This window comes from Mesorhizobium sp. ES1-6 (genome assembly GCF_020164775.1).
In the GTDB taxonomy this organism is placed as follows: Bacteria; Pseudomonadota; Alphaproteobacteria; order Rhizobiales; family Rhizobiaceae; genus Mesorhizobium.
Window position 1 is genome coordinate 24,047 of the sequence record NZ_JAIUGU010000019.1, and the last position, 17,747, is coordinate 41,793.

General features: G+C 65.8%; 14 protein-coding genes. 13 read left to right on the plus strand and 1 reads right to left on the minus strand.

Going from position 1 to position 17,747, the window contains the following annotated elements:
* Nucleotides 1–82 precede the first annotated feature (82 nt).
* From LB564_RS30140 to LB564_RS30180, 9 genes are all read left to right on the plus strand, one after another.
* Nucleotides 83–301: a hypothetical protein gene (locus LB564_RS30140; protein ID WP_224542712.1), complete on the plus strand. Its 219-nt coding sequence runs from the start codon at nucleotides 83–85 to the stop codon at nucleotides 299–301.
* Nucleotides 282–1,436 carry an efflux RND transporter periplasmic adaptor subunit gene (locus tag LB564_RS30145; RefSeq protein WP_224542713.1) on the plus strand — a complete coding sequence of 385 codons (1,155 nt, stop codon included), beginning with the start codon at nucleotides 282–284 and terminating at the stop codon, nucleotides 1,434–1,436. The genes LB564_RS30140 and LB564_RS30145 overlap by 20 nt, the downstream gene beginning before the upstream one ends.
* On the plus strand, nucleotides 1,433–4,582 hold the full coding sequence (locus LB564_RS30150; protein WP_224542714.1) for an efflux RND transporter permease subunit: 3,150 nt from the start codon (nucleotides 1,433–1,435) through the stop codon (nucleotides 4,580–4,582). Before LB564_RS30145 ends, LB564_RS30150 begins: the two co-directional genes overlap by 4 nt.
* Nucleotides 4,566–5,837 (plus strand): efflux RND transporter periplasmic adaptor subunit, encoded by a 1,272-nt coding sequence (locus LB564_RS30155; protein WP_224542715.1) that lies wholly within the window; start codon nucleotides 4,566–4,568, stop codon nucleotides 5,835–5,837. The genes LB564_RS30150 and LB564_RS30155 overlap by 17 nt, the downstream gene beginning before the upstream one ends.
* A 4-nt stretch (nucleotides 5,838–5,841) precedes the next feature.
* Nucleotides 5,842–8,997, plus strand: a complete 3,156-nt coding sequence (locus tag LB564_RS30160; protein ID WP_224542716.1) for an efflux RND transporter permease subunit — start codon at nucleotides 5,842–5,844, stop codon at nucleotides 8,995–8,997.
* Nucleotides 8,998–9,008: 11 nt separating this feature from the next.
* Nucleotides 9,009–10,502 carry an efflux transporter outer membrane subunit gene (locus LB564_RS30165; RefSeq protein WP_224542717.1) on the plus strand — a complete coding sequence of 498 codons (1,494 nt, stop codon included), beginning with the start codon at nucleotides 9,009–9,011 and terminating at the stop codon, nucleotides 10,500–10,502.
* An 85-nt stretch (nucleotides 10,503–10,587) separates the two neighbouring features.
* Nucleotides 10,588–12,078, plus strand: a complete 1,491-nt coding sequence (locus tag LB564_RS30170) for an ATPase domain-containing protein (RefSeq protein ID WP_224542718.1) — start codon at nucleotides 10,588–10,590, stop codon at nucleotides 12,076–12,078.
* Complete coding sequence (locus LB564_RS30175; protein ID WP_224542719.1) at nucleotides 12,075–13,118, plus strand: sensor histidine kinase; 1,044 nt, start codon at nucleotides 12,075–12,077, stop codon at nucleotides 13,116–13,118. The genes LB564_RS30170 and LB564_RS30175 overlap by 4 nt, the downstream gene beginning before the upstream one ends.
* An 85-nt stretch (nucleotides 13,119–13,203) precedes the next feature.
* Nucleotides 13,204–14,286, plus strand: a complete 1,083-nt coding sequence (locus LB564_RS30180) for a sensor histidine kinase (RefSeq protein ID WP_224542720.1) — start codon at nucleotides 13,204–13,206, stop codon at nucleotides 14,284–14,286.
* Between the two features lie 141 nt (nucleotides 14,287–14,427).
* Here LB564_RS30180 and LB564_RS30185 read toward each other — a convergent pair whose 3' ends face one another.
* Nucleotides 14,428–14,964 carry a DUF6428 family protein gene (locus tag LB564_RS30185; protein WP_224542721.1) on the minus strand — a complete coding sequence of 179 codons (537 nt, stop codon included), beginning with the start codon at nucleotides 14,962–14,964 and terminating at the stop codon, nucleotides 14,428–14,430.
* A 42-nt stretch (nucleotides 14,965–15,006) separates the two neighbouring features.
* Between LB564_RS30185 and LB564_RS30190 the strand changes: the two genes are divergently transcribed.
* Genes LB564_RS30190 through arsK form a run of 4 tightly spaced genes read left to right on the plus strand, consistent with a single transcriptional unit; the run spans nucleotide 15,007 to nucleotide 17,693 of the window.
* Nucleotides 15,007–15,360 (plus strand): ArsR/SmtB family transcription factor, encoded by a 354-nt coding sequence (locus LB564_RS30190; RefSeq protein WP_140708696.1) that lies wholly within the window; start codon nucleotides 15,007–15,009, stop codon nucleotides 15,358–15,360.
* The gene (locus LB564_RS30195) at nucleotides 15,357–16,064 is read left to right on the plus strand and encodes an aquaporin (protein WP_224542722.1); all 708 of its coding nucleotides are present in this window, start codon (nucleotides 15,357–15,359) and stop codon (nucleotides 16,062–16,064) included. Before LB564_RS30190 ends, LB564_RS30195 begins: the two co-directional genes overlap by 4 nt.
* A complete protein-coding gene (gene arsC / locus LB564_RS30200) occupies nucleotides 16,061–16,474 on the plus strand; it encodes an arsenate reductase (glutaredoxin) (protein ID WP_224542723.1) in 414 nt (137 codons plus the stop codon). Before LB564_RS30195 ends, arsC begins: the two co-directional genes overlap by 4 nt.
* Nucleotides 16,455–17,693, plus strand: a complete 1,239-nt coding sequence (arsK, locus tag LB564_RS30205; RefSeq protein WP_224542724.1) for an arsenite efflux MFS transporter ArsK — start codon at nucleotides 16,455–16,457, stop codon at nucleotides 17,691–17,693. The genes arsC and arsK overlap by 20 nt, the downstream gene beginning before the upstream one ends.
* Nucleotides 17,694–17,747: the final 54 nt, after the last annotated feature.

Consider the following 17,747-nt stretch of genomic DNA (forward strand, 5'->3'; position numbering starts at 1 on the left):
CGGTCTCCTTGCCCGGGATGGCGGATCGCGCCATCCCGGATTCACCCTATGCTGTGAAGGCACGACAATGTGGGATGCCCTGATGCTGCTGCGGCTCATCGCATCGGCCAGCCCGAGATTTTCGCTCGGCCAGCCCAGGCGCGCCGGTCGCGCCGCGCTGCCCAGGCGCGCCGGCGTTACGGCGCTGCCGGCCGATACGCTGAAGGGCGCGATCCGGCTGGACTTCGCCGCCTGGCGCCTGTCGCTCCCGCTTTCGCAACGGCCCGATGGCCACGAAAATCATGACCGCAAGATCGCGTAGGACATATCTCGCCCTGACGGCCCTGCTGCTCGCGCTCGCCACCATGGCGGCGCTCAGGGCCTATGGCCGCGGCAACGCCGAACCTGCCGCGTCGGCGGTGGCGGCGCCGCGCGCGAGCCTGACGGTTGCGGTCGAGGCGGTGCGCTCCGAGGCGATCGCTTCGTCGATCAGCGCCACCGGCACCGTTGCCGCCTGGCAGGAGGCGACGATCGGCGCTGAAGAGAGCGGCCTGCGCCTGATCGACGTCCTGGTCGCCGAAGGCGATCACGTGAAAGCGGGCGATGTCGTCGCCCGGCTCGACGCCGCGTTGCTGAAGGCCGAACTGGCCGAGCAGAAGGCCGACGTCGTCCAGGCCCAGGCGACGCTCGACTCCGCGATTTCGGCCGCCGCCCGCGCCGACAAGCTGCTCGCCAGCAACGCCATCAGCGCCGAGACGGCGGAGGAAAAGACGACCGCCGTCAAGACCGGCCAGGCCGGGGTCGAGCAGGCGCAGGCCGCCGCCGACAAGTTGCAGGCCGAACTCGACCGGACCACCGTCCGCGCGCCCTTCGACGGCGTCGTCTCCAGCAAGCCGGCCGTCGCCGGCTCGATCGTCCAGGCCGGCACCGAACTGATGAAGATCATCCGCGCCGGCAGGCTGGAGGTCGGCGTGCTGGTTCCCGAAAAGGATCTGCCGGCGGTGTCGGTCGGGCAGGCGGCCGATGTCGTCGACGCGGTCGGCCGCCGCTTTGCCGGCAGCGTCTCCTCGATTGCCCAAACCGTCAATTCGACGACGCGGCTGGCCACCGTCCATGTCGCGCTCGGCGAAGGTTCGGGGCTGAGGCCCGGCATGTTCGCCCGCGTCTCGATCGCGGGTCCGGCTTCGTGGCGGCTCAGCGTCGCCGAGGCCGCCCTTGTCTGGCAGGACGGCAAGCCGGTGGTCTTCGTGGTCGATGCCGCCGGCAAGGCAGCCGCGCGCATGGTGGCCGCGGGCGCCCACCAGAACGGCCGCGTCGCCATAGAAAGCGGGCTTTCGGAAGGCGATCATGTCGTCGTCGCCGGCGCCGGTTTCCTCTCGGACGGCAATCTGGTGCGTGTCGCCGATGCGCAAGCCGGCGCCGATGTCGCCGGCCATGCGCCGGAGGCGGCGCGATGAACGCCATTTCCTCCTGGTCGATCCGCAACCCGGTGCCGACCATCGTCATGTTCCTGTCGCTGACCATCGCCGGTCTCTACGGGTTCATGCAATTGCGCACCAACAACATGCCCGACATCGACCTGCCGACGGTCACCGTCACCGTCTCGCAGCCGGGTGCGGCGCCCAGCGAGATGGAGGTGCAGGTCGCGCGCGTGATCGAGAACACCGTGGCGACGCTCGAAGGCGTCGACGACGTCTCGACCTCGATCAGCGAAGGCTCTTCCGTCACCACGGTCGAGTTCACGCTTGGCACCGACCCCGAGACGGCCGCCAACGACGTGCGCAACGCCGTTTCGGAAGTGCAGTCCAGCCTGCCGGCGGCGGCCGAGTCGCCTGTCGTGGCCAAGGTCAATGCGACGGGCAATTCGGTGCTGACCTATGTCGTCGAGGCGCCCGCAATGTCGCCCGACGCGCTGAGCTGGTACATCGACAATGATGTCGCCAAGGCGCTGCTCGGCGTCGACGGCGTTTCCAAGATCACCCGTTCGGGCGGCGTTGACCGGGTCATCCGCGTCGAACTCGATCCCGACCGTCTCGCCGCGCTCGGCATCAGCGCCGGCGATGTCAGCCAGACGCTCGCCTCCAACAACGTCAACCAGCCGGGCGGCCGCACCAGCGTCGGCGGCCAGGAGCAGTCGGTCCGTACGCTGGCCAGTGCCGGAACCGTCGAGGCGCTGGCCGACACGCGCATCGCGCTGTCGGGCGCCGGCGACGTCAAGCTCTCCGATCTCGGCCGGGTCGTCGACAGTTGGGAAAAACCGCGCCAGGCGGCCTATCTCGACGGCCGGCAGGTGGTCGCCTTCAACGTCTACCGCTCCGTCGGATCGAGCGAGATCGACGTGGTCAAGGCCGCGCGCGCCGCCATCGCCCGGGTGGGCGCCAGGACCAGCGCGGCGAAATTCACCGAAGTCACGTCCTCGTCCGGTTTCGTGCAGGAGAGCTACGACGCCGCGCTCGAGGCGCTGTGGCTCGGCGCATTGCTGGCGGTCGGCGTCGTCTGGCTGTTCCTGCGCGACATCAGGGCGACGCTGGTGTCCGCCGTCGCCATGCCCTTGTCGCTGATCCCGACCTTCGCGGTCATGGCGGCGTTCAACATCTCGCTCAACAACATCACCTTGCTGGCCCTGTCGCTGGTGGTCGGCATCCTGGTCGACGACGCCATCGTCGAGATCGAGAACATCGTGCGCCACATGCGCCAGACCGGCGCCAGCGCCTACCGTGCGGCGATCGAGGCGGCCGACGAGATCGGGCTTGCCGTGGTGGCGACCACGGCGACGATCGTGGCGGTGTTCCTGCCGGTCGCCTTCATGCCCGGCATCCCCGGAAAATTCTTCTTCTCCTTCGCCGTCGCGGTCTGCGTGTCGGTGCTGTTCTCGCTGCTGGTGGCGCGCATGCTCACGCCCCTGATGGGCGCCTATCTGGTGCGCGCCGGCGGCCACAGCGAGGACGACATGCCGGCCTGGGTGCCGACCTATCTCAAGCTGCTGCGCAAGGCGCTCGACTACCGCTGGATCACGCTTGCCGCCGGCATAGCCTTCTTCGCCTTCTCTATGTTCCTGGCGACGAAGCTGCCGACCGAATTCATGGCGGCAACCGATCGCGGCCGCTCGATGATCTCGGTCGAGCTGCAGCCGGGATCGACGATCGAACAGACCAGCGCCGTCGTGCTGGACATCACGAAGCGCCTGAAGGGCGAGCCGGCCGTCGACAGCATATTCGCCACCATCGGCACGGCGGCCTCGTCCGGAGGCGGCCCGAACCGCGGTTCGACTTCGGCCGAAGTGCGCAGCGCCAACGTCACCGTCAATTTGAAGCCGCGCGGCGAACGCTCGATCAGCCAGCAGCAGTTCGAGGCGCAAGCATCGCCAAAGCTCAACGACATACCCGGCGCGCGCATCCAGTTCGGGGCCGACGGGTTTGCCGGCGCCAAGGTGGCGATCACTCTGGTCGGCGACGATGGCAGGGCGCTGGAGAAGGCCAGCGATGCGCTGATCGAGCAAATGAAATCGGTCCCCGGCCTCATCAACCCGACCTCGACGGCGGCGACGACCAAGCCGGAACTCATCGTGCGGCCCGACAGCGCCAGGGCGGCCGCGCTCGGCGTGACGCCGACCGAAATCGCCTCGACGGTGAAGATCGCCACCATCGGCGACACCGACACCAGCCTTGCCAAGTTCAATCTCGGCGACCGCCAGGTGTCTGTTGTCGTGACCTTGCCCGACGGTGCGATCGACGATCCGGCCAAGCTGGCCGTCCTGCCGCTGGTCGGCGGCAAGGGCACGGTGCCGCTCGGCGCCGTCGCCGATATCGGCTTCAATGCCGGACCCAACAGCATCACCCGGGTCGGACGCAGCCGCAGCGCGACGATAGAGGCCGATCTCTCCGGCCTGACACTCGGGCAGGCGACATCGGCGATCCGCGCCTTGCCGGTCATGCGGGACCTGCCCGCCGGCGTGCAGGAGCGGTCGCGCGGCGACGCGGCCCGCATGCAGGAGCTGTTCTCGGGCTTCGCCACCGCGATCGCCGCCGGCATATTGCTGATGTACCTGACGCTGGTGCTCTTGTTCCGCGGCTTCGTGCAGCCGGTGACCATCCTGGTGGCGCTGCCGCTCTCGATCGGCGGCGCGCTCGGCTTCATGCTGATCGCCGGCAAGGCGCTTGGCATATCGCCGCTGATCGGGATATTGATGCTGATGGGCATCGCGGCCAAGAACTCGATCTTGCTTGTCGAGTACGCCCTGGTCGCGCAGAAGGAGCGTGGCATGAGCCGCTTCGAGGCACTGCTCGACGCTGCCCGCAAGCGGGCACGGCCCATCGTCATGACATCGATAGCCATGGGCGTCGGCATGCTGCCGATCGCGCTCGGCATCGGCGCCGATGCCGAGACCCGCGCGCCGATGGCGATCGCCGTGATCGGCGGGCTCATCTCCTCGACCGTGCTCAGCCTCGTCTACGTGCCCGTCGTCTACACTTTCATGGACGACATGCAGCGCTTCCTTGGCCGCCATCTTGGCCGGCTGCTCGTGGAGCGATCCGATGCCGACCGCCAGGCGGCGACAGCAACCCCAGCGAAAGATCATCCAGGCCATGCCTATCCAGTCTAGCCCGTCTTCCCGCCGCCGGCTCGCGCCCTGGGCAACAGTGCTCACTGCCGCGGTTCTTCTGGCTGCCTGTTCGCAGGAGGGGAGCAAAGCTCCCGCCGGCATGGGCGGCGTCAGCAAGCCGGAAGTCGGCGTCGTCACGCTGCATCCGCAATCGGTCGCGATCACGGCCGAACTGTCGGGGCGCACGGCGGCGTCGCTGATCGCCGAGGTGCGTCCGCAAGTGAACGGCATCATCCAGCAGCGCCTGTTCAAGGAAGGCAGCGAGGTGGCGGCGGGACAGCCGCTCTACCTCATCGATCCGGCGAGCTACAAGGCTGCCTATGACAGCGCGGTCGCCGCGCAGCAGAAGGCGGCGGCGGCGGTGCCCACCGCGCAAGCCAAGTTCGACAGATATGCCGGCCTCTTGAAGCAGAACGTTGTTTCCAAACAGGATTATGACGATGCCGCCGCCACGCTTGCGCAAGCGCAGGCCGATGTGGCTTCCGCCAAAGCCAGCGCGGAAACCGCACGCATCAGCCTCGACCGCACCTCTATCACCGCGCCGATCGCCGGCCGCATCGACAAGTCGACGCTGACGCCGGGCGCGCTGGTGACCGCCAACCAGGAGACGGTGCTGACCACGATCCGTTCGCTCGATCCGATCAATGTCGACGTCACGCAGTCGAGCACCAATCTGCTCAACCTGCGCCAGGCCATCTCGGAAGGGCGGCTGAAGTTCAGCGGCCCCAATGTCTCGGTCAAGCTCAAGCTCGAGAACGGCACCATCTACACGCAGACCGGCAAGCTTGAATTCGCTGGCGCCAATGTCGACCAGACCACCGGCACATTCGCCCTCAGAGCCGAGTTCCCCAATCCCGACCGCCTGCTTCTGCCCGGCATGTATGTGCGGGCGCTGGTCGAGGAGGGCGTCGCGCAGAACAGTTTTCTCGTGCCGCAGCGCGGCGTCACCCGCAACACCAAGGGCGAGGCGACGGCCATGGTCATCAACGCGCAGGGCAAGGTCGAGACCCGCGTGCTCGCCGTGCGCAACACCGTCGGCAACAACTGGCTGGTCGATAGCGGCGTCGGCGATGGCGACCGCGTCATCGTCGAGGGGCTGCAACTCGTGCGCCCCGGCGGCGATGCGACCGGCGTCGAAGTGACGATCGACGAGGCGACCGGCGAGATCAAGGACCGTGGTCAGACCTCGGCCTTGCCGGCCCCATCCAAGATGGCCGCCACCGGCCAGCAACCCGCCGCCTCGACCGGGAACTGAGACGATGTCAGCATTTTTCATCAACCGGCCGATCTTCGCCTGGGTGATCGCAATCGTGATCATGCTGGGCGGCCTGCTCGCGCTCACCACGCTGCCGATCTCGCAATATCCGCAGATCGCGCCGACCACGGTCAACATTTCCGCCACCTATCCCGGCGCCGACGCGCAGACGGTCGAGAATTCGGTGACCAAGGTCATCGAGCAAGGCATGACGGGCATCGACAATCTCGACTACATGACGGCGACGTCGACCTCGACCGGCTCGGCCTCGATCACGCTGACCTTCACCAGTTCGGCCGACCCCGACACCGCCCAGGTGCAGACGCAGAACAAGCTGCAGCTGGTGCAGTCGCAATTGCCGCAGGTGGTGCAGAGCAACGGCATCACCGTTTCAAAATCCTCGACCGGCTTCCTGATGGTCATCGGCTTCGTCTCCAGCGACGGCAAGATGAACTCGACCGACCTCGCCGACTATGTCGACGCCACCGTCAACGACACGCTGAAGCGCGTCGAAGGCGTCGGTTCGACGCAGCTTTTCGGCTCGGGCTACGCCATGCGCATCTGGCTCGACCCCGACAAGCTCGCCAAATACGCGCTGATGCCGAATGACGTGGCGAGCGCGATCGAGGCGCAGAACACGCAGGTTTCGGCCGGCCAGCTCGGCGGCCTGCCGGCGCGCAAGGGCCAGCAGCTCAACGCCACGGTGACCGCCAAGAGCCGGCTGCAGACCGCCGAACAGTTCCGCAACATCATCCTCAAGAGCCAGACGGACGGCTCGCTGGTCCGCCTCAACGACGTCGCCACCGTCGAACTCGGTGCCGAGAGCTATACGACGCAGGCCAACTATAACGGCAAGCCGGCGGCGGGCGTCGCCGTCAGCCTGGCGACCGGCGCCAACGCCATCAGCACCGCTGAGGCGGTGCGCTCGACGATCAACCGGCTGAGCTCGACCTTCCCGCAAGGGGTCGAGGTCGTCTACCCCTACGACACTTCGCCCTTCGTGCGGCTGTCGATCGAGGAGGTGGTCAAGACGCTGGCCGAGGCGATCGTGCTGGTGTTCCTGGTGATGTTCATCTTCCTGCAGAATTTGCGGGCGACGATCATCCCGACCATCGCGGTGCCGGTGGTGCTGCTTGGCACGTTCGGCGTGCTGGCGCTGTTCGGCTATTCGGTCAACACGCTGACCATGTTCGCCATGGTGCTGGCCATTGGCCTGCTCGTCGACGACGCCATCGTGGTCGTCGAAAATGTCGAGCGCGTCATGCAGGAGGAAGATTTGTCGCCGAAGGAGGCGACGCGAAAATCGATGAACGAGATCACCGGCGCGCTGGTCGGCATCGCCACCGTGCTGTCGGCGGTGTTCGTGCCGATGGCCTTCTTCGGCGGCTCGACCGGTATCATCTACCGGCAGTTCTCGGTCACCATCGTCTCGGCCATGGTGCTGTCCGTGCTGGTGGCGCTGGTGCTGACGCCGGCCCTTTGCGCCACGATCCTGCGCCGGCCGAAGGACCATGCCACGCAGACAGGCCCGTTCGGCTGGTTCAACCGCATGTTCGATCGCGGCACCACGGCCTATCGCAACGGCTCGCACGGCATCATCAACCGGTCCTGGCGCTTCCTCGCCGTGTTCCTGGCCATCGTCATCGCCATGGGCTGGATGTTTGCCCGGCTGCCGAGTTCGTTCCTGCCGGAAGAGGACCAGGGCATCCTGATCACCAGCGTGCAATTGCCGGTCGGCGCCACGCAGGACCGCACCGAACGCGTGCTGAAGCAAGTCACCGACCATTATCTCAAGGACGAAAAAGACGCCGTCGATGGGGTCTTCACCGCCTCGGGCTTCGGCTTCGGCGGCGCCGGCCAGAATGTCGGCATCGGCTTCGTGCGGCTGAAGGATTTCGCCCAGCGCAAGTCGCCCGCGATGGCCGCGCAGGCGATCGCCGGCCGCGCCATGGGCGCCTTCCGAGGGATCAGGGACGCGCAGGTCTTCGCGCTGGCGCCGCCCGCGATCCAGGGCTTCGGGAACACCAACGGCTTCGATTTCTACCTGCAGGACGTCAATGGCGCCGGCCATGACGCGCTGATCCAGACGCGCAACCAGCTTCTGGCTCTTGCCGCGGGGAGCAAGGTGCTCGCCAACACGCGTCCCAATGGCCAGGAGGATCAGCCGCAATTCTCGGTCGACATCGACCAGGAGAAGGCCAGTGCGCTGGGCGTCAGCCTTGCCGACATCAACAACACGCTGTCCAGCGCCTGGGGCAGCGACTATGTCAACGACTTCATCGATCGCGGGCGGGTGAAGCCGGTCTACATGCAGTCGGACGCGAATTTCCGCATGCAGCCGGAGGATCTCGACAAATGGCAGGTCCGCAACGCCAGCGGCGCCATGGTGCCGTTCTCGGCCTTCGCCTCCAGCCACTGGACATTCGGCTCGCCCCGGCTCGAACGCTACAATGGTTCGGCCGCGGTCGAGATCCAGGGCGCGGCGGCGGCGGGCGTGAGCTCGGGCGCGGCGATGGACGAGATCGACAAACTCGTCGCGCAACTGCCTCCCGGATATTCGCATGAATGGACGGGGCTGTCGCATCAGGAGCGGCTTTCGGGCAACCAGGCGCTGTCGCTCTACGCGATCTCGGCGCTGGTCGTGTTCCTGTGCCTGGCCGCGCTTTACGAGAGCTGGTCGATCCCGTTCGCGGTCATGCTGTCGGTGCCGATCGGCATCTTCGGCGCGCTGGCGGCGGCAACGCTGTTCGGCCAGACCAACGACGTCTATTTCAAGGTCGGCCTGCTGACCACGATCGGCCTTGCCGCCAAGAACGCCATCCTGATCGTCGAGTTCGCCATCGAGCGGCAGGCGGCCGGGATGGGGCTGGTCGAGGCGACGCTGGAAGCGGCGCGACAACGATTGCGGCCGATCCTGATGACATCGCTGGCCTTCATCCTCGGCGTCACGCCGCTCGCGATCGCCAGCGGCGCGGGCTCGGGCGCGCAGAACTCCGTCGGCATCGGCGTGATGGGCGGCATGATCGCGGCGACCGTGATCGGCGTGTTCATGGTGCCGCTGCTGTTCGTCACGGTACGGCGCATCTTCAAGGGCAGGGCGACCAAACCAGATCCTGGGCAGGATACGGGCGAAACGCCGGTGACGGCCAACCAGCAATAAGGGTTCTTCACATGACAGGTCTTGAACGTGGCTCGGTGGCCGCGAAGCGGCTCCTTGCGCCCATCCTCAGCGCGGCCATGCTCGCCGGATGCGTCGTCGGTCCCGACTATCGGACGCCCATCCTGCCGATGCCGGCGAACTGGAGCGGCCAGAAGCCGCCGAAATCCGTCCAGCCGGCGCGGCTGTCGCAATGGTGGCGACGCCTGCGCGACCCGCAGCTCGACACGCTTGTCGAGGAGGCGGTCGCCGGCAATCTCGATGTCGCGACCGCCAGGGCCAAGATTCGCGAGGCGCGCGCCAGCTACCGGCAGTCCGCCGGCACGTTGCTGCCTTCGGCGGATGGCTCCGGGTCGGTCACCCGCAACAAGTCGGCCGCGACCACATCGGGGACCGATTCCATCTACAGCCAGTACCAGTCCGGCTTCGACGCCAGTTGGGAACTTGACCTGTTCGGCGCCAACCGCAGGGGCGTCGAGGCGGCGCGCTACGGCGTGGACGCCTCGCGGGAGGAACTGCGCTCGACGCTGCTGACGCTGGTCGGCGACGTGGCGTCCTATTATGCCCAGGCGCGCGGCTACCAGGCGCGCATCGCACTCGCCCGGCGCTCGGCCGCATCGCAACGGCAGACCGCCGAACTCACGCGCACCATGGCGCAGGCGGGTACCGCGACCGCCGCCGATGTCGCCAAGGCGATGGGGCAGGCCAGCAGTACCGAGGCCTCCGTGCCGACACTGGAAGCAAGCTATGCCGAGGCCGTGCACCGGCTTTCGGTGCTCACCGGCCGGCCGCCGGCCGCGCTCAGCGAGCGGCTGAAGCGAAGCGCCCCGATCCCGGCGCCACGGCTGCCGATCCCGACCGGCATCCCCGCCGACATCCTGCTGTCGCGCCCGGATGTGCTCATGGCCGAGCGGCAATACGCGCAATACACCGCCAAGGTCGGCCAGGCGGAAGCCGCGCGCTATCCCTCGGTCAGCCTGACCGGGGACATCAGCACCACGAGCTATAAGCTCGGCGATCTCGGCAAGAATTCCTCCATCGGCTGGTCCTTCGGGCCGACCCTCAGCGTGCCGCTGTTCAATGCCGGGCAGCTCAAGGCGGCCGTCGAGGTGGCCCAGGCGCAGCGCGACCAGTATTTCATCGCCTACCGGTCTTCGGTGCTGACCGCGCTCGAGGATGTCGAGAACGCGCTCGTCTCGCTGGCGCAGGAGCGTATCCGGATCGGCAAGCTAGCCTCGTCGGCGAAATCCTATGGCGATGCGGCGCGGCTGGAAGGCACGCTCTACAAGGCCGGCGAGACCAGCCTGCTCGACGTGCTCGACGCCCAGCGCTCGCTCTACTCTGCCGAGGATTCGCTGCTGCAGAGCCGCGTCCTGCTGGCGACCAACTACATCGCCCTCAACAAGGCGCTCGGCGGCGGCTGGGACGGCGCGGTCGATACCGCCAAGCCCGAGATCGTCGACGTCAAGACCGGTCCGCGGCTGGCTAAGGCGGCGGGCCAGGGCTGACCGGTTTGTGTTTAGGAGCGCTCCCGGCTGGGGAACCATCGCAACCCACGTCCGTTACGGTGTTCACGAAACACGAGGGGATAATGTGGACAGAGAAGACGATGCCTCACCAGTCGCTTCCGGCGTCGAAGGCCTCGACTATGTGCTGCGAGGGGGCTACGCCAAATTCCGCTCGCATCTCGTCGAGGGCAGGCCCGGATCCGGCAAGACGACCGTCGGCCTGCAGTTCCTGATCGAGGGCGCCCGCAAGGGCGAGACATGCCTTTACATCACACTGTCGGAGAGCAGGCGCGAACTGCTGTCGGTCGCGGGTCGCCATGGCTGGGATCTGAATGGCATCGAGATCCTCGAACTGGTGCCGCCCGAGCTCAGTCTCGATCCCTCCCAGTTGCAGACGCTGGTGCATTCGTCAGATCTGGAGCTTGGCGAAACCGTGCAGTCGGCGCTTGCCGAGATAGAGCGCATAAAGCCCGACCGGGTGGTGTTCGATTCGTTGTCGGAGATCCGGCTGCTGTCGCAAGGGTCCTTGCGCTACCGCCGGCAGGTGCTGGCGCTGAAAAGCTTTTTTCTGCTCAACAACGCCACCGTGCTGCTGCTCGACGACCTTACCGCCGAGCATGACGATCTCAACCTGCATTCGATCAGCCACGGCGTTATTCGAATGGAGCAGCTGTCGCCGGCCTATGGCGGCGAAAGGCGGCGCCTGCGCGTCATCAAGATGCGCGGTGTGCAGATCCGTGGTGGCTTCCACGATTTCGCCATCCGTCCGGGCGGCGTCGTGGTGTTTCCCCGGCTTGTCGCCTCCGAGCATGAGCTGGGCGAGCACGGCACGCCGGCAGTGAGCACGAGCTCCCTCGACGCACTGATCGGTGGCGGCCTCGATCGCGGTACCAGCACGTTGCTGATGGGGCCTTCCGGCATCGGCAAGTCGAGCATTGCCTGCACCTACGCCCATGCAGCGCTTGCGCGCGGCGAGCGGGTACTGGTGCTGCTGTTCGACGAAACCAAGCGCATCTTCCTCGCCAGGGCGGCTAGCCTCGGCATGAATTTCGCCAGTTACGTCAATGACGGCTCCCTGTTGCTCGAGCAGGTCGATCCGGCCGAGCTTTCACCTGGTGAGCTGTCGACGCGCATCCAGTCGGGGGTGGAGCAATCGGACGCGAGAATCGTCGTCATCGACAGCCTTACCGGCTATCTCAATGCGCTGTCGGAGGAGCAGCACCTGCTGCTGCAGATGCACGAGATCCTGACTTACCTCAACCAGAGGGGCGTGGTCACCATCCTGCTTCTGGCCAATCACGGGCTCATCGGCCAGATGGCCGCTCCCGTCGACATGACGTATCTATGCGATGCCATAATGCTGCTGCGCTTCTTCGAAAGTGGCGGGCGCCTGCGCCGTGCCATCTCGGTGGTCAAGAAGCGCGTCGGTCCGCACGAGGATACGATCCGCGAGTTCAAGATCAGCGGCACCGGGGTTGCCGTGGGCGTGCCGCTGGAGGAGTTTCGCGGCATCCTGACCGGCGTGCCGTTTTTCGAGGGCAAGCAGTCCGACCTTCTCAAGGACAAGCCGTCGTGACGGCAGCGGAAACCTCCGTGCTCGTGCTGACTCCGGTCGGACGCGACGCCCGGATCGCCGTCTCTATTCTGGCGGCGAGCAAGATAGACGCGCACATCTGCTCTTCCCTCGAGGACACCTTGCCGCTGCTGGAGCAGGCTCAGTGCCTGGTGGTTGCGGAGGAAGCCCTTATCAACGTGGATCGAGGCCGTCTTGCGGCGTGGCTCGAAAGGCAGCCGGCATGGTCGGATTTTCCGATCGTGCTCCTGGTGATGCGCGGGACCGATTTCGACAAGCGACTGGCCTTTCTCGATCGCTATCTCATCGTGCTGGAGAGGCCCTTCCTGGCGTCGAGCCTTACCAATTCCGTGCGCTCGGCGCTGCGCGCACGCGCTCGCCAGCTTGAGGTCAAATCCTATATCGAACAGAAGCAGGAGGTCGCCGACCGGCAGAAGCTTCTCATCCGCGAGTTGCATCATCGCGTCAAGAACACACTGGCCAATGTGCGGGCGATGATGGGAGCAACCGCCAGGTCGAGCGGCAGCATCGAGGATTTCATGAAGGACTTCTCGGCCCGGATCGTCTCCCTGGCCGACACGCACTCGATGCTAACCGATGATTATTGGCAAACGGCCTCTTTGCACAAGCTGCTGGAGCGGGAGCTTCGTCATTACGAGACGCGCGACACGCCTCGCATCGTGATCGAAGGCCCCGATGTCGCGCTGATTGCCGATATCGCGATCCCGGTCGGCATGGCGTTCCATGAACTTGCCTCCAACTCTTCCAAGTTCGGCGCGCTCTCGCGCCCGCTCGGCCGGCTGGACGTGCGCTGGTCGGTCGGCAGGGCCGGCGACGCGCGGATCGTCAATCTCGACTGGAAGGAACTGGACGGCCCCAGGGTCGAGCCGCCAACGCGGCGCGGTTTTGGCACGACGCTCCTGGAAAAGGTGGTGGCCGTGCAATGCGATGCCAGCATCAGGCTGAACTATCTTCGCGACGGCCTGCATTTCACCATGGCGCTGCCGTTGCGCGAGACCAGGCTGGTGCCTGCCTATTCATGATGCCGTTGGAACTGCCGCTTTGGCGATAGCTCGCCCGTCACTTCGCTGATATTAGTGCCATCCAGAAATGTCCTGGATGCACAATATGACGTCGAATTCAGACAAGGCGGAGACGGTCGAGCAGTTGCTCGAAACGCCGGATCTAGCCAGCGCGCTGGAAAGCGAACAGTTTAAGAAATTCCTCGACCAGGTGCCGATTGCAATCGCGGTTTCGGATCTCGGCGGGCAGGAACGTGTCGTCTATGCCAATCCGGAGTTCGAGAAACTGTCCGGCTTGAAGGCGGCCAGGCTCGCCCAGATGGACTGGGCGGCACTTTCCGGCGTCGGCCTGCACCAGAACAAAGATCGCGCGCTGTCCGACGCGGTGGTAGACGACACCGATTTCATCGGTACGTTCCGGCTGGAGCGGGTCGAGGACAAACCTACCATCGTGGACGTCTATTCCAACGTCATCGAGGATGACAATGGCAAGGCCTGCTTCCGTCTGGTGGCACTGGTCGACGTCTCGGCGCATGGCGAGACCGAAGATGCACGTTCGATCGAGGAGCGGGTCCGCGAGAAGGACACTTTGCTGCGCGAATTGCAGCACCGGGTGAAGAACAATCTGCAAATGATCACCGCCTTGATCCGGCTCGAAACGCGCAATGCGACCGAGCCGGACCAGAAGCGATTCGAAAGACTGGCCGGCCGCGTCGATGCCCTGGCGATCCTCTATCAGACGCTTTCGGGCGAGGAGCACAAGGAAGAGGTCGATCTCGGCGTTTATCTCAGCCAGATCGCTTCGGCCGTAATGGCCTCGCATGCTGTCGAGGGCATTCGCCTCGACATGAAGGTGGACACCTATCCGGTCTCCATCAACGTTGCCATGCCCACTGGCCTGGTGGTCAACGAACTGCTGACCAACGCGCTCAAACATGCATTTCGCGGGCGTGACAGCGGGACGATCACGCTGCATAGCGTCGTGAACGGTGATGGCTGCCGCGTCGTCGTCGCCGATGATGGGATCGGCTTGCCGGAAGGCGAGAGCTGGCCCAAGCAAGGCAAGCTCGGCGCCCTCATCGCCCAGTCGCTGACGGAGAACGCCAAGGCCGAGTTCGACGTGGCTTCCAGCGCCGATGCGGGCACCCGGGTCACGATCGTGTTCAAGCGCTCCGCCGCCGCGGCCTAAGGCCGTTCCTGAAGTGTGCCTAGCGTTTTCCCTTGGTAACTGGGTGAAACAGCGAGTTGGATGGTGCATCGCACCGGGACTGTCGCCCGATGCCAGTCCTGAACTGAGGGACGAAGCCTTCCTTGCCTGGAGGCGAGCGATTTATCCGCAACACGGTTGCGAGCCGACGGGAGGCTCGCAGCAGGCCTTGGGTTTTCGACCCTCCTCCAGCCAACGGTCGCGCGGCTTGCAGCTTGCCGGCCGGGGCGAAAGGTCGACATGCACGGCGCCGTCGGCGAGCTGGGGAAGGGCAGCCCGATAAAGCGCGATCGGACGCACACCGTCGCTGACCTCGAAGGTCAGCCGGGCGGAAGGGTCGAGATCGACATGCTCGGTCACCTTGCGGATGATCGCCGAGAATTTCCTGGCCGGCATATGCGTGCGGTCGCTCTCGTCGCCGTCCCAGAGCTGGATGAAGATCTCGGCCCAGGCTTCCGGGTTGGCGCCGCAGTCCAGCGCGGCGAACGTGCCGGCCTTCACCTCGGTGACGTGGTAACCTGGCTTCACTGGCCGGCCATCATGGAAAAACACCAGCTGCCTGTCCTCGTGGCCGGCCAGAAAGCCCAGGAGACCAGCGATGGTGATGTCCTCGGGGTCACCAGTGGCGGGTTCAAATTCCCGATTGTCAGAGGCGAGCATGTGCGGTAATCCTTGTTTCAACATTTCTAGGATTGTTGAAATATGGATGAACGTCAAGCCCTGTCGGCCTTCGCGGCCCTTTCGCAGGAAACGCGGCTGCGCATCCTGCGGCATCTGGTGATCGCGGGTCCGGATGGTATTGCCGCGGGCGCCATCGCCGAGAAGGTCGAGGTCTCGGCCTCGAATGTAAGCTTCCACCTGAAGGAACTCGAACGGGCAGGTCTGGTAAGCGTGCGCCGCGATTCCCGCTCGATGGTCTACAGCGCCGAGTATGAAGCGCTGAGCGGGCTGATCCGCTTCCTGATGGAGGATTGCTGCTCCGGACGGCCGGAAATCTGCGCGCCGGCGCTGACGCCAAGCTGCTGTGCGGCCGATGCGCGGGAGACGGCGCGATGACAGTCGAGCGGCAGTTCGACCTGCCGCGCCGTCTGGTCGCGGAAAGCCTCGGCACGACGCTGCTGGTGGCCACGGTCGTCGGTTCGGGGATCATGGCACAGTCGCTGACGAGCGACGGCGCGCTGGCACTTCTCTGCAACACGCTGCCAACCGGTGCGAGCCTCGTCGTGCTGATCACGATCCTCGGCCCGATATCCGGTGCCCATTTCAATCCGGCCGTGTCGCTCGCCCTGACGTTTTCGCGCCGGCTGTCGGCCGGCGACTGCGCCTTGTATATGCTGGCCCAGCTTACCGGCGGCATTGCCGGCACGGCGATCGCGCATCTGATGTTCGGCCTGGCGCCGCTGGCGCTGTCGACGCATGGCCGCACCGGCGCCGGGCAATGGCTTTCGGAAGGCGTCGCGACCTTCGGCTTGCTTGCCGTCATTCTCGCCGGCCTGCGCTTCGAACGCGTGGCCGTGCCCTGGCTGGTTGGCCTCTATATCACCGCTGCCTATTGGTTCACCGCCTCGACTTCCTTCGCCAATCCCGCGGTCGCGGTGGCGAGGGCGCTCACGGACACGTATTCCGGAATCAGCCCGGCAAGTCTTCCCGGCTTCATCGCCGCCGAGTTCGCAGGCGCCGGCTTCGCGCTGGTGTTGATGACGTGGCTGCTGCAGCCGCAATCCGAAATCCAATCTCTTGCCGTCGAGGCCGCGCCATGACCGTAACGATCTACCACAATCCCGACTGCGGCACCTCGCGCAACACGCTTGCCATGATCAGGGCGAGTGGCGAGGAGCCTGTCGTCATCGAGTATCTGAAACATCCGCCCAGCCGGAACCGCCTGCGCCAGTTGATCGCCGCCATGGGAATTCCGGTCCGCGCCTTGCTGCGCGAAAAGGGCACGCCCTATGCCGAGCTTGGCCTTGCCGATCCCAAATACAGCGACGAGCAGCTGCTCGATGCCATGCTGAGGCATCCGATCCTGATCAACCGGCCGATCGTCGAGACGTCCAAAGGGACGCGCCTGTGCCGGCCGTCCGAGCTTGTGCTCGACCTGCTTGACCATCCGGTGAACCATTTCACCAAGGAAGACGGCGAGGTGGTCACCGGTGACCGTGGCAGCAAGTGATCGGGGCCTGTCCGACCTCGATGCCTCGGAACGCGCGCCGATAGCCGCGATTGCCGCCCTGGGGATCACCCAGATCATCGGCTATGGCACGCTCTATTACAGCTTCAGCATACTTGCCGCCGATATGGCGAGGGATTTGGGGTGGCCGACCGAATGGATTTTCGGCGCGCTTTCGGCCGCCTTGCTGGTTGGCGGCCTGACGGCGCCCTGGCTGGGACGCTGGATAGACCGCTTCGGCGCCGGGAAAGTCATGACCGCCGGCTCGGTGCTGGCAGCGGCGGCACTCGCCGCCTGCGCGAGCGCTCCCACGGCCGTGGCTTTCGTGGCGGCGCTGATCGTCCTCGAAGTGGCATCGAACCTGGTGCAGTACGGCGCCGCCTTCGCGCTGCTGGTGCAGATCAGGCCGCATGCCGCGCAACGCGGCATTACCTACCTCACCCTCATTGCCGGCTTCGCCTCGACCGTGTTCTGGCCGATCACCTCGGCCTTGCACGCGCACATGTCGTGGCAAAGCGTCTATCTTGTCTTCGCGGGGCTGAACCTGCTTGTCTGCCTGCCGCTGCACGCCTGGCTCTCGCATGGGCTTGCCAAGGGCAGGCGGGCGGCAAGCGCGCCGCCACGGCATATCAAGGGATCGCTTCCCGCCTCGTCGCGGCCGCTCGGCCTGGCGCTGATGGTCATTGCCTTCTCGCTGCAGAACCTGATCGCCGCCGCCGTGCTGGTGCATATGGTGCCGCTGCTTTCCGGACTTGGCCTCGGCGCGACCGCCGCCATCGTCGGAACGCTGTTCGGGCCGTCACAGGTGTTGAGCCGTTTCGTCAATATGATCTTCGGCGGCAAGCTGTCGCCCTTGATGCTTGCCATCATCTCGGCCAGCCTGATGACGGCCGGTGTGGTCGTGCTGGATAGTACCGCGCCCTCCATCGCCGGTGCGATGGCGTTCGCCGTCATCTTCGGCATGGGCAACGGGCTTTTCAGCATCGTCACCGGCTCGCTGCCGCTGACGCTGTTCGGCAGCGAGGGCTACGGCCGGCTGCAGGGGCGGGTGATGTCGGCCCGGCTGATCGTGTCGGCCGTCGCGCCTTTTGCCTTGTCGGTCGCCATCGTGCATGTCGGCATTGCCTGGTCGCTCGGCGCGATGACGCTTCTGGGCGCCGCAGCGCTGCTCGTCCTAATGGCGATCACGAGACTGCCGGACGGGCGCAGCGACTTGATGTGACGTTCGACGGCGATGCTCGCCGGTCATGCCATTGGCCGTGCCCTCATCGAGGCA

Excerpts from the sequence above, each read along its gene's own strand:
- LB564_RS30195 (WP_224542722.1), top strand. The coding sequence starts at position 15,357 with ATGACAGTCGAGCGGCAGTTCGACCTGCCGCGCCGTCTGGTCGCGGAA.
- LB564_RS30180 (WP_224542720.1), top strand. The coding sequence starts at position 13,204 with ATGACGTCGAATTCAGACAAGGCGGAGACGGTCGAGCAGTTGCTCGAA.
- LB564_RS30140 (WP_224542712.1), top strand. The coding sequence starts at position 83 with ATGCTGCTGCGGCTCATCGCATCGGCCAGCCCGAGATTTTCGCTCGGC.
- LB564_RS30165 (WP_224542717.1), top strand. The coding sequence starts at position 9,009 with ATGACAGGTCTTGAACGTGGCTCGGTGGCCGCGAAGCGGCTCCTTGCG.
- arsC (WP_224542723.1), top strand. The coding sequence starts at position 16,061 with ATGACCGTAACGATCTACCACAATCCCGACTGCGGCACCTCGCGCAAC.
- LB564_RS30150 (WP_224542714.1), top strand. The coding sequence starts at position 1,433 with ATGAACGCCATTTCCTCCTGGTCGATCCGCAACCCGGTGCCGACCATC.
- LB564_RS30155 (WP_224542715.1), top strand. The coding sequence starts at position 4,566 with ATGCCTATCCAGTCTAGCCCGTCTTCCCGCCGCCGGCTCGCGCCCTGG.
- LB564_RS30145 (WP_224542713.1), top strand. The coding sequence starts at position 282 with ATGACCGCAAGATCGCGTAGGACATATCTCGCCCTGACGGCCCTGCTG.
- LB564_RS30185 (WP_224542721.1), bottom strand. The coding sequence starts at position 14,964 with ATGCTCGCCTCTGACAATCGGGAATTTGAACCCGCCACTGGTGACCCC.
- LB564_RS30190 (WP_140708696.1), top strand. The coding sequence starts at position 15,007 with ATGGATGAACGTCAAGCCCTGTCGGCCTTCGCGGCCCTTTCGCAGGAA.
- LB564_RS30160 (WP_224542716.1), top strand. The coding sequence starts at position 5,842 with ATGTCAGCATTTTTCATCAACCGGCCGATCTTCGCCTGGGTGATCGCA.